At 61.1% G+C, this 11,721-nt stretch carries 7 protein-coding genes; 5 read left to right on the top strand and 2 right to left on the bottom strand.

Annotated features, from left to right (window positions below; genetic code table 11):
* The first annotated feature begins 558 nt into the window (after positions 1-558).
* The 4 genes from AC07FD_RS05125 (at position 559) to AC07FD_RS05110 (ending at position 8,628) form a co-directional block, all read left to right on the top strand.
* A complete protein-coding gene (locus AC07FD_RS05125) occupies positions 559-1,746 on the top strand; it encodes a TIGR03032 family protein (protein ID WP_478348923.1) in 1,188 nt (395 codons plus the stop codon).
* A gap of 25 nt (positions 1,747-1,771) precedes the next feature.
* Positions 1,772-6,097: a hypothetical protein gene (locus AC07FD_RS05120; RefSeq protein WP_478348922.1), complete on the top strand. Its 4,326-nt coding sequence runs from the start codon at positions 1,772-1,774 to the stop codon at positions 6,095-6,097.
* Between the two features lie 157 nt (positions 6,098-6,254).
* Positions 6,255-7,364 carry an OmpA family protein gene (locus AC07FD_RS05115; protein WP_478348921.1) on the top strand — a complete coding sequence of 370 codons (1,110 nt, stop codon included), beginning with the start codon at positions 6,255-6,257 and terminating at the stop codon, positions 7,362-7,364.
* A 19-nt stretch (positions 7,365-7,383) separates the two neighbouring features.
* Positions 7,384-8,628 carry a caspase family protein gene (locus AC07FD_RS05110; RefSeq protein ID WP_478348920.1) on the top strand — a complete coding sequence of 415 codons (1,245 nt, stop codon included), beginning with the start codon at positions 7,384-7,386 and terminating at the stop codon, positions 8,626-8,628.
* A 21-nt stretch (positions 8,629-8,649) separates the two neighbouring features.
* Here the strand turns inward: AC07FD_RS05110 and AC07FD_RS05105 are convergent, their stop codons facing one another.
* Positions 8,650-9,153, bottom strand: a complete 504-nt coding sequence (locus tag AC07FD_RS05105; protein ID WP_478348919.1) for a DUF6931 family protein — start codon at positions 9,151-9,153, stop codon at positions 8,650-8,652.
* A gap of 260 nt (positions 9,154-9,413) precedes the next feature.
* Between AC07FD_RS05105 and AC07FD_RS05100 the strand changes: the two genes are divergently transcribed.
* Entirely contained in the window at positions 9,414-9,950 is a 537-nt protein-coding gene (locus tag AC07FD_RS05100; protein ID WP_478348918.1) for an OmpA family protein, read from the top strand.
* Positions 9,951-9,987: 37 nt separating this feature from the next.
* On the opposite strand, the gene AC07FD_RS05095 is transcribed toward AC07FD_RS05100, so the two are convergent.
* On the bottom strand, positions 9,988-11,634 hold the full coding sequence (locus tag AC07FD_RS05095; RefSeq protein WP_478348917.1) for a caspase family protein: 1,647 nt from the start codon (positions 11,632-11,634) through the stop codon (positions 9,988-9,990).
* Between the last annotated feature and the right edge of the window lie 87 nt (positions 11,635-11,721).

Genomic DNA, 11,721 nt, shown 5'->3' with positions numbered 1-11,721 from the left:
ACTGAATCACAACCCGCTGAAATCACTCACTTCTTTTTGGAGCAGATACTTAGTAAAGGTTGTTCGGCCCAACACTAAGCCCAGTGCTGGAACTCAGTTACCGACATCGCGCCGCGCGCGGCGGTGGTTTCCGTCAACATGCTTTGTTGTCCTTGTTTGTCACCGGCATACAAGGACAATATGCGACGCCCTCTTCAAGAACCAAGCGGTGGCGAGCTTGTTGCGGCGAAGCTGCGGGGCTGGTTCTTTAAGCATGATGCCTCCCAATTGTGGGGTCGCATCAGGAGAATTTTCGCCGCCTGGATGAACAGGTTCGCAGCTACGTGCTGCCGCGTTTCGAGATGCGGCTCCAAGATCACGTCGCTGCTCGAGCACTATTGGCGTTGCCGAACAGCAACAGAGGCCAAAGTTCCTCGCATCATGATCTCTGTAAGTCCATTTAAGGATTGCCTGTGGGTCAAGCTGAGATCATACACTAGCTGGAGACCATACATTCCTAAATTCTAAGTTAGCTGAGATCATGCATTCCTAGTTTGTTGAGTTGTGGAGATCGGCACCATGGCTGCGCGCGGAAGCGGCGAAGCTGCGGGCGAGCCCCTTCCGGAAGAGAGCGAACCGGCCGGGGCCTCGCCTGATCTCACTTATTCGATGTCGGCCGGGCTGGTGGCGCGGCTGAAGGCGCTGGATGTCGCGCTCGCGGTTACCTCCTACCAGTCCGGCCTGTTCTATCTCATCGGCCGCAACCCGATGACCGGCGGGCTCAACGTTCACCAGACGCCGATTTTACGGCCGATGGGGCTCGCTTACGCCTCCGACGGGACGCTCATGCTTGTGGCAGGCTTCCATCTCGTGCGCTTCGTCAACGCGCTGGAACCACACCAGCGGGCCAATGAGATCTTTGACGCCTGCTATGTACCGCGCACCGTGCACGTTACTGGGGAACTCGACGCTCATGACGTCAGCATCGGCGCGGCCGGCCGGCCCATATTCGTCAACACACGTTTCAACTGCCTCGCCACCGTGTCGGACCGCTACAGCTTCGAGGAAGTGTGGCGGCCGCCCTTCATCTCGGCGCTGGTGGACGAGGACCGCTGCCACCTGAACGGTCTGGCGATGCGCGACGGTGAGGCGGCCTATGCCACGGCTGTCAGCCGCTCCGACACGATCGACGGCTGGCGCGACCGGCGCGCCGACGGCGGCGTTGTGATCGATGTCAGGACCGGCACGGTCGTGTGCGAGGGGCTGTCCATGCCGCATTCGCCGCGTCTCCATCGAGGAGCGCTGTGGCTGCTCAACTCCGGCACAGGCGAGCTCGGCATAGTGGAGATGCCGAAGGACGGCGGCAGGGGCCATTTCGAGCCGGTCGCGTTCTGCCCGGGTTTCGTGCGCGGGCTGGCGTTTTGCGGCCGCTACGCTTTCGTCGGTCTTTCCAAGCCGCGCTACAAGCGCTTCGAGGGGCTGGCGCTCGACGCCCGCCTCGCCGCCGCCGATTCCGAGCCGTGGTGCGGCATCCAGGTCATCGACCTGGAAAAGGGAAGCTGCGTCGACTGGTTCCGCATCGACGGCCAGGTGGCCGAGCTCTACGACCTCGCCGTCATCCCCGGCTTTGCCTGCCCCATGGCGGTGAGCCTTCGCTCGCCCGAAGCGGCAGGATTCGTCAGTCATCCGACGAAAGACGGGCGACCGCAATTGCCATCGAACGATTCTCTTGCCGAAGCTGTTACGGGAGCCACGGCCACGCAATAACCAAGACCGCGAAGCGGAGGCGATCATGAGGCAGGGGACGAAACTGGGAAATGCGGACGGGCCGGCGCTCGGCCTGCGCAATCGCCTGGTGCTCGGCGCCGCGCTCGCGACGAGCGCCTTCCTCGGTGGCTATCGCGGCTATGTGCGACGTGCCTATGCGGACTGCAGCCCCGTCACCTTCACCTGCACTGGCGTGACAACGACCACCCAGACGCTGACCGCACCAACGCTGACGGTAACAACAGTGCCCGTGTTCAACATCGACACCCGCCTAACTGCCGGTGGCGGTGGCGGCGCCGCCTTGAGCCTGACCAGCACCACCGGCGGATTGACCTTCACCGACAGCTACCAATCGACGATCATCACGGGCCAAATTGATGGCATCTTTGCCACGAACAATGGCACGGACGCGCTCTCGATCACCACGGCTGGTACGGTGACGGGGGCCAGCACCACGGTGGTCAGCAGTGAAGTCAGAGGCGGATTCGGCATCTACGCCCAGAACGCTGGCACCGATCTAACGATATATGCGAAGAACTATGTGACCGGCGTGGTGGGTATCGGCGCGCACAACAACGGAGGCGGTACGCTGTCGATCACCACCACGGGTGAGGTGACTGGGACCAGTCCTATCTTATACAACGGCACGCTCTACGGCGGATTCGGCATCTCTGCCTACAACTCTGGGACTGATCTAACGATTTACGCGAAGAACGAAGTGACAGGCGCGTCACAGGGTATCTCCGCGCACAACGACGGAACCGGCGTGTTGTCGATCACCACCACGGGTACGGTGACGGGGACCAGCGCTACGATAGTTAACGGTGAACTCATAGGCGGAATCGGAATCTTCGCCGACAACTCTGGCACCGATCTAACAATCAACGCGAAGAACGATGTGAGCGGTGGGGCCACCGGCATCGATGCCCAAAACCATGGCAGCGGCGTACTGTCGATCACCACCACGGGTAAAGTAAACGGGGCGAGCTCGTTCGGCGGCTACGGTGGACAAGGTATCTTCGGCAACAACTATGGCACCGATCTAACAATCCTCGCGCAGAACGATGTGAGCGGAGCGACCGTCGGCATCCAAGCCCTCAACCATGGCAGTGGCGCACTCTCCATTACCGCTACCGGCTTGGTTGCGGGGACAAGCAATCATGGCATCTACGCCCGCAACTTCAGCGGCACCTATTTGACGATCAACGCCCTCGGCACTGTGACGCAAGGGACGACGGGCATCTTCGCCCGCAACGACGGGAGCGGAGCACTGTCGATTGCCGCTACCGGTGCGGTGACGGGGACGAGTGCCAGCGGCATCTATGCCAACAACTCCGGTGGCACCGATCTGACGATTGAGGCGGTAAATGTGTCCGGCGGGACATCCGGCATACACGCAGAACACTACGGCACAGGCGCACTGTCGATCACCGCAACCGGTACAGTAACGGGAACGGCGGGAGATGGGATTTATGCCCGTACTTTGTCCGATGTTATTTCCAGTACCAATCTAACGATCGAGGCGGCCAATGTGAGCGGCGGGGTCTATGGCATCTCCGCCGAACACCACGGCACCGGCGCCCTCTCCATTACTGCCACCGGTACCGTGACAGGGGGTACCGGCGCATTGACTGGAGGCATCTACGCCCAAAACTACGGCAGCGATCTCACGATCGTCACGTCGGGCGGCGTGAGCGGTGGTCTGGGCATCGGCGCCGACCAGGAGGGCACTGGCGTGCTTTCGATTACCGCCGCCGGCACGGTGACGGGGACGTATGCGAGTGGCATTTTTGCCCTTACGGGGGTCAACTCTACCGGCCTCACGATCAGCGTTGCTGATGTGAGCGGCGTCATCGGCATCGAGGCCGAGCACCACGGCAGTGGCGTGCTCTCCATCACAGCTAGCGGTCCGGTGGCGGGGGAGGGTGACGCTGGGGGGATCTTTGCGCTGGCGTATGACAACGCGACCGGGTTGGCCATTCAAGCGGCAGGCGTAAGCGGTGGGGCCTACGGCATTTTGGCCATACTTCACGGTAATGGCGGCGCGCTCTCGATCACCGCCACGGGTGCAGTCATCGGGACAATCGATGGCGGCATCTTCGCCCAGACATTCGACAACGCCACCGGACTATCAATTGAAGTGGCGGATGTGAGCGGCGGAACCTATGGTATCCGTGCCCTCCACGGAGGCACCGGCGCGCTTAAGATTACCGCCACCAGTACCGTGAAGGGCAATGGCGGCGCGGGCATTTACGCACGCAACGACTCAGCCGCTACTGGTTCGGCTACTACGGTTACGGTGCAAGATAGCGCGACGGTAAGCGGCTCCACGGTCGGCGTCGAGCTTGTGTCCGGCACGGGCCGCGCAGCGGGCGTGGATAATGCCGGTTCAATCACAGGTGCAACGGGTATTCTCGCGAACACGGCGGGCTCGGTCACGATCACGAACGCCGGTTCAATCACCGGCACTGGCGGCACCGCAATCGATCTCACCGGCGCGGGTGCCAGCACAATCAACCAACAGGGGGGCACCATCACCGGCAATGTTGTCGGCGGGGCGGGCAACGATAACGTGACCGTCAGCGGCGGCACCATCGACGGCAACGTGGACGGCGGTTCCGGTGTCGATCACGTCGAGGTCTCCGGAGGGACAATCGGGGGCGGCATAAACGCGGAGTCGGTCAAGCTTACTGGCGGTGAAATCAAAGGCAACATCTCTGGCATATCTGGTAACACCCTAATCATCGACGGCACGGTGGCAGACCCAGTTTTCCGCGATGGCGTCGTCTTCAGCGGGACCAATGCCGTAGCCACTATCAAGAACACGGATCTCTCTGCCGGCGGAACCAAGACCCAGTTGTTTGAGGGCTTCGACAGTGTCACGGTCGACCCGTCGACGATCAAATTCGGCACGGGCTCGAACTCAATCAACTTGCTGAATTTAGTGGATGGCTCCACGCTCATTATCAATGGCAAAGCCGGTCTGAGCGGTACGGCCAACGTGATTGGGTCGACCATCACCATGCTCAATGGCATTGCCGATGACACCCTCACGCTTGGCGGTCTTGCGCTCAACAATGCCAAGCTACTTCTCGACATCAACCAGCAGACGGTGCAGTCGGATCAACTCATTGCCAGCGCGTTTTCGGCGACCGGCGCCAACACCATCATCGTCAATCTGCTGGGCACGCCGCAATTCACCCAGGCAACCGATATCCCGATCATCCAGTCGGCCAGCGGACCGATTGCCGGGACCTTCAGCGTCGAAGGCATTCCCGGCACGCCCGGCTCGCTTTTCACCTATGAGATCGTAACTGGCCCGAATGGCGGCTTGTTCCTGCGTGCCACGCCGGCCAATTTCGGTATTGCCGCGGCGCCCACCAGCGCCACCAACGCCGGCGCGGTCACGGTGGCGATCGACGCCCTCTACGGCATAAACCGTGATGCGCTCGATGCTGACCTCAATCTGTCGCCCGCAACTGGGGGTGCAATGGTGCCGGTTTCGTCCAGCTTCGGCGTCTTCGCCTCCGGCCAGTTCGCCCATACCGAGCATGACGGCTACGACATCAGTGGCGGTGGTTTGAATGGCCCCGGCCCGAGCTTCGATGCCAATGATTTTTCGGCCGCCGTCAGCCTGGATTTCAATGCCGCCAAACACTTCCAGTTCGACAATGAGTATGGCCTGAACCTCGGCGTTTTCGCCGGCTATGCCTCGACCGATGTCAACCTCGGCGCGTTCCGGGGATTTGACGCCATCGGCGAAGGCACCAACAAGGCCGGCATGTTCGGCGGCTACGCGCTGTTTCGCAAGAACTACGACTACGCGCTGGTCTCCGCCTCCGGCTTCATCGGCGGAAGCGATGTGACGAATGGCGTGCTCGGCACCACCGGCAGCTATGACACCGAGGGCTATGCGGTGACGGCATCGCTCGGCCACATCTTCAAGCTGGGCGAGCGTACCCGTTTCGATCTGCGTGGCGGCCTGCTTGGCGTTTCGTTCCGTGGCGATCCTTACACCGACAGCGGCGGCAACGAGTTCGGCAAGAGCCGGCTTTCTTTTGGCGCGATCAAGTTCGAGCCCGGCATCTATGGCGACTACACGCTAAGCAACGGCATGGTGATCAGCCCCTATGCGCGGGGCGAATTGCAGCAACGTTTCGGCTACAAGAACACGACCGAAATCGACACCAGGGAGATCGACTTCGACGATGCGGATTTTTCCGCCGCGCTGTCGACCGGCTTCAACCTGAAGGTGTCGGATTTGACCACCGTCAACGGCGAAGTTCGTGGCAAGGCTTCGTCCGACAGTTCCACCGTCGGCGCCAAGCTCGGGGTGAAAATCGCCTTCTAACCAGTGTGGCGGATCCGAAATTCGTGTCGCCTGGAAATGGCGCACCGCGCAATCAGCAGATGCTCGCCAAGCGAGAGCAAGTGTTCTATGCTCTCCATCGACACCGCATGGTCGTGATGTCGATACGGAAGTCTGTTGTCATAGGCAGGGGGGTTCCATGTTCGAAGTCGTCGGATTCTGGTGGAAAACACGGTCAAGAAGCCGGCTCGCCATAGAGACGCTTGGCTTGATCGTTGCGCTTTCCGTGTTGCTTTTGCCCGGACTGGGAAGCGCGAACGCACAGCCGAACTGGACGCTCGATCCGACCGCTTCGGTACTCACCTATCAATCGGTCAAGAAGAACACGATCGTCGAAACCAACAAGATCAGGAATATTTCCGGCAGCCTCAGTTCGGCGGGTGATGCCAAAGTCAGCTTCGACCTCAATTCGGTCGATACGGGGGTCGACCTTCGCAATGTCCGCATGCGGTTCCTTTTCTTCGAGACATTCAAGTTTCCGACCGCTGAATTGACCGCAAAGGTGGATCCCGCGGCATTTGCCGACTTGGCGACCAAGCGGCGCGTGAAGGCGGTTCTTCCGTTCCGCCTCAACATGCACGGGGTCGACAAGGATCTCGAGGCCAACATCGTGGTGACCATGATCAGCGACAACATGGTGTCGGTCGCGTCGGAGGCTCCTGTTGCCGTGCATGTCGAAGATTTCGGCCTGCTGCCGAACGTCGACAAACTCCAGCAGGCGGCCAATGTGACCAATATTGTTCCGACGGCTTCGGTGTCGTTCGATTTCGTGTTCACCGCTGACGGCAGCAAGCCGGCCGCGGTCCAAACCGTCGCGGCGAGCGCCGCCGACGTCGGCCCTGTCACCACCGATGCAGCGAAGACCAACTTCAGCGACGAGGAATGCCTCAACAGGTTCGCGGTGCTGTCGCGCACCGGAGCGATCTATTTTCGAACGGCGAGCGCGCGGCTCGACAACCAAAGCCGCCCGCTTCTTGCCGAGGTCGTCGGTGTTGTTGGCAAGTGCCCGGGCCTGAAGGTCGAGGTTTCCGGACACACCGATTCCGATGGGTCGCCTGTCGAGAACAAGCTCTTGTCGGAGCGCAGGGCTCAAGCCGTTGCCGACGCCATTGTCGCCGCGGGCATTCCTCGCACGCAGATCACGGCGACAGGCTACGGCGAGGATCATCCGGTTGCCGCCAACGACACGCCGAAGAACAAGGCGCTCAATCGGCGGATCGAGTTTTCCGCCACCAAGCTCGTCAACTGAGGAAGGATCTGTTGTCCCGGTGAGTTTCGATCTGATTGCCCGTTGCGGTGGCCTTATGCGCGGCATCGGGCTTGTCGCGCTGGCACTGCTTTTGACGTTGTCGGCTGCCAGTGCCGAACGCCGTGTTGCGCTGGTCCTTGGCAATTCCCAGTATCAGCATGCCCCGGCGCTGACCAATCCGGTACGCGACGCCCAGGCCATGGCCGAACGCCTGAAGAGCCTGGACTTTGAAGTCGTTTCCGGCTTCGATCTGACCAAATTGCAAACCCAGACAACGATAGCACAGTTCGCAAAGCAGGTTCGCGGCGCCGACATCGCCCTTTTCTTCTATGCCGGCCACGGGTTGCAGGTTTCAGGCAGCAACTACCTTCTTCCGGTCGATGCAGCGCTTGAGGACGAGACCTCGCTCGACTTCGAGGCGGTGCCGGTGGATTTCGTTCTAAGGCAGATGTCGCGCGAGACCAGCATAAGGTTGATTTTCCTCGATGCCTGTCGTGACAACCCGCTTGCCGAGGTGCTGGCAAAGACCGCCGGCGTCAAGGGAGCAAAAAGCGGCCTTGCCGAAATCCCGATCGAGAACGGTGGCGCCGGTACGCTTGTCGCGTTCGCCACCAGTCCCAGTCAAGTGGCCTATGACGGTTCGGGCGACCATTCGCCGTTCGCTTCGGCGCTGCTCGCGCATATGGGCGAAGCCAATGTTTCCATCACCGAAGCGATGAACCGCGTTACCGCCGATGTCTTCAAGGCAACCGCCGGCAAGCAGCGTCCCTGGATCAACGTCTCGCTGACCACCGAGGTCGTCCTGCACAAGATCGATCTCAACGCGCCGCTGATCGTCGGCGAGGCGACCGCTCCGCAACCGGAAGGCGGCTCGGAGGTGCGCAACGCCACGGCAAATCCGTCGGGCTCCGGTGACGACGCCCAGCTGGCACTCAACGTGCTGCGTCAGAAAATCCCGAAGCTTGCCTCGGACGACCCCATCTTTTTCAACCACCCTATCGATTTCGGTGACCCGGAAATCGACGGCAAGAGCATTGCCGAGCTCATCAAGAGCAAACCGCGCTTCAGCCCGGTGGAGGGGCTCGATAAATCGGTGTGGGAAGGCAAACACTGCGACGGCTGCCATCAATGGAACGAGGCACGGCTGTGCGAACAGGCTAAGAATTTCGCCGCCAACGATGTCTCTGTCTTGCGCCTGCAGCATCCGCTAGGAACGCGCTTCAAGGTCGCGCTGGCCAAATGGGCTCAAGGTGGCTGCAAGTAAGGCAGGACGGTGACGGACGCTCTAATATGCATCCGCTGATTGGCGCAGCGCCTCGATCTCGGCCATCTGGATGCCCATTTCGACAAATGCCGAAAGAACGGAAACCCGGTCCGCGAGGGCAACACGTGCCAATCCGGCCAGAATCCCGGCATTGACCGCATGGGCAGCAGGAAATGGTTGCAAGGCCGTCGTCGAGGCCATCGCCGAACTATTGTCGCGCCATGCCGCGGCCAGGACAATCCAGCCGACCGGCGTCGTTGGCGGTGTCGCCGCGGCTGCGCTGACATCTGCCCGATGACGGGGGCTGTCCGGTTCGCTCACCCAGTCGCGAACAAGCGCGAGCAATTTGTGATCGGTCTGATCGAACAGGTCGGTCAGGTGGCTCAGGCATTCATGAGCCCACCAGACCGCGGCCCGCTCGGGAAGCAGGTAGGCACAGAATGTAATCGCTTCCTCGGGAACGCGCCCGACGAAGAGGTCGCGGCAAAACTCGATCGAGCGCTGTTCGGTTGGAGGGGTTCTCATGTCCCGGGCAATAGCTGGACAAGCCGCGAAAAGATCCCGTGCCGTTTTGAATCGGAGCCCATTGGCCATGACCGCCGCGCTTTCATCGAGGAACTCCGGCCACTCAAGCCCCAGGCGCGGCGCGGGTCAAGTCTCAACCCGTGGCGCGGCAACAACTCTCGGCATTGTCGTCCCCCCGGCGTTTGTCGACAGACAATTGCCTGGGAATTTGGTATTATGGCAGCCGCTCGAAATCTGGTGCTCAAACAGGAGGAGCCGCTATGCAGTGGAGCAGTTCAGCCTTTGTGTTGGCGGTCGTGTTTTGCTCGACCCATGCTTCCGCCGACCCCGTTCAGAAATCAGAAGACATTGTGAAGTTTTTTGCCGGTGCGGCCGATCTCGGCAAGTCGCGAGGAATTTGTGTCGGCTCCGAGGAGGAATGCAAAAGCAAGAGCAAGGCAGGTGACGCGCCGGGAGAAAAAACCGGCCTCGACATGATGATTAATTTCGGTCTGGATTCGGCCGAACTCAACCCGACTGCGCGCGCTGAACTCGGCGAGTTCGCCAAGGCCCTGAAGGACAACCGGTTGAGCAAGTTCAACTTCGTCGTCGAAGGCTACACCGACGCCACCGGCACGGTGCACTACAATGAGGGCCTGTCACAACGACGAGCGCAATCGGTGGCAGCCTTCCTGACGGCCAACGGCATCGAGACTGCACGCCTCAACGCGATCGGCATGGGCGAAAAGAATCCGCGCAGCCCCAATCCATACGATCCCGTGAACCGCCGTGTGGAAATGCGGATAAAGACGCAATAGCCGCCCAAAACCATGGCGGTCATTCGAATGTCGGCTGTCAGTTCTTAAGCACGCCGCCCACGACCACACCGGTGCCGAAGATCAGTGCCTTGGTGAGGAAGTCATTGTTGTCCTGGCGCGGCGGAGGATAATCCTGGCGCGCTACGGTCTCACGGTTGCGCCGTATCTGAACAACCTTCTGTTGTTTGCGGGGTTTCTGTGCCACCGGCCTCAGCGTGCGGACCTTCTGCACCACCTGCTTTTTCGGCTGCGCCGCGCGGGCTTGATCGGCAGCGTATCTGGCGCGCACGCCTTCCATCATCGGATCTGTCTGGATCACGAGGAACGCAAGTTGCTCGTGCGTCAGATAGCTGGTCTGCGGGAGACCGTTCTTCGCTTGCCAGATGCCGATCGCCAGACGGGTCTGTGGGCCCATGTTTCCGTCGATGCGCCCAAGTTCATTGCCCAACGCTTCGATCCGCAATTGCAGGTCGATGCGGTCCTCGCGATCGAGGCCGATCGCACTTTCCGTCAACTCGGTGCCCGGTGTTTGCTCCATCTTGTCCGGAACGCCGACCGAGGTGCGCACGGTCGAACCGGAACTGGCGTTCGCCTGGTCCGTGTCGAGTGCCGCGACCTGCCGGTTTTGGGCCGGTGGGTCGTTCAATTCGTTGATGCTCAACCGCGCCACGGTGGCGAAGCGACCGTTCGGAAACTGGTCGAGATAGGCCTCGTAGAACGGGATGGAACTGCGCTTGGAAGCCTCGTCCCAAAGGCGTTGCTCGACTTCCCAAGAAGGAGGATCACTGGCAGCAGGGACAGGAGCGGATGTCGCCGCGGCGTTCGATGCGTCGGCCGCGGGATTTGCAGCGGGCGCCGCTGGCGCGACCGGTTTTCCAAGGAAAACCTCGCGTCCGAGCGATGCGTTGTGCCAGGGTCTCTGGCGACCTTGCGTGGTTTCGGTCACTTCGCCGCGCACGCGCGTCAGTGCGCCCTGGATTTCGACGCCGGGTTCGGTCAGATGCCTGGCGAGCGCCGTTGAGTATGGACTGTCGGCCCCGTTGCCGTCGAAAGCGATGGCGCCGGGATCTGTTGCGTAGGCAATCAGGAGGCCGCCGGTTCCGACGCCGTCCGATTTTGCTTCGACCGGCGCCAGACCGGTACCCAATGAGGTGGAGCGGCTCTTCGGCATCGAGGCGGCCAGCGTTCTTGCCAGCGGATTGTCGCGGCAGGCATCCAGGATGATGACGCCGACCGCCGGGTCGGGCGGCAACGCAGCCATGAAGTCGTCGATCTGAATGGTACGGGTCTTGAGATAGGCCGGCGACGTCAAGTCGGCGTCGACCGGTATCAGGTAGTTCTTGCCGTCGACCTGCATGCCGTGACCGGCATAGAAAATGACCGCGAGGTCCGCGTCATAGGATTGTTCGGTAAACCGGCTGATCAGGCTGTGCATGCCTTGATTGTCCTGGTCGACCCCTTCGATCACCTCGAACCCGGCATTGCGCAGCGTCGATGCGATGAGATGGGCATCGTTGGCGGGGTTGGGCAAGGTAACCGCATGGACATAATTGCTGTTGCCGATCACCAGCGCGACGCGCTTGGCGTTGGGCGCGGGGGCCTCGGCGCCGGCGGCAGCCTGGGCGCCGAATGCGGCAAGGAAAAGCAGGATAATCCCGCTCAGAAAGACGGTGAACGCTTTCATGGACCAGCCCTCCGCCCATCAGGGCGCACTGTTGATGTCTGCGCATGCTAAATTTCGTCAGCGACAGGTTCGCTTGTGTCAGAAATG

The sequence above is a fragment of the Mesorhizobium waitakense genome (genome assembly GCF_056431085.1).
The sequence above is the reverse complement of the archived record's forward strand: the minus strand, read 5'-3'. Positions and strand labels throughout refer to the sequence as shown.

Coding starts and splice junctions, on each gene's coding strand:
- AC07FD_RS05125 (WP_478348923.1), top strand. CDS start 559: ATGGCTGCGCGCGGAAGCGGCGAAGCTGCGGGCGAGCCCCTTCCGGAA.
- AC07FD_RS05120 (WP_478348922.1), top strand. CDS start 1,772: ATGAGGCAGGGGACGAAACTGGGAAATGCGGACGGGCCGGCGCTCGGC.
- AC07FD_RS05115 (WP_478348921.1), top strand. CDS start 6,255: ATGTTCGAAGTCGTCGGATTCTGGTGGAAAACACGGTCAAGAAGCCGG.
- AC07FD_RS05105 (WP_478348919.1), bottom strand. CDS start 9,153: ATGAGAACCCCTCCAACCGAACAGCGCTCGATCGAGTTTTGCCGCGAC.
- AC07FD_RS05100 (WP_478348918.1), top strand. CDS start 9,414: ATGCAGTGGAGCAGTTCAGCCTTTGTGTTGGCGGTCGTGTTTTGCTCG.
- AC07FD_RS05095 (WP_478348917.1), bottom strand. CDS start 11,634: ATGAAAGCGTTCACCGTCTTTCTGAGCGGGATTATCCTGCTTTTCCTT.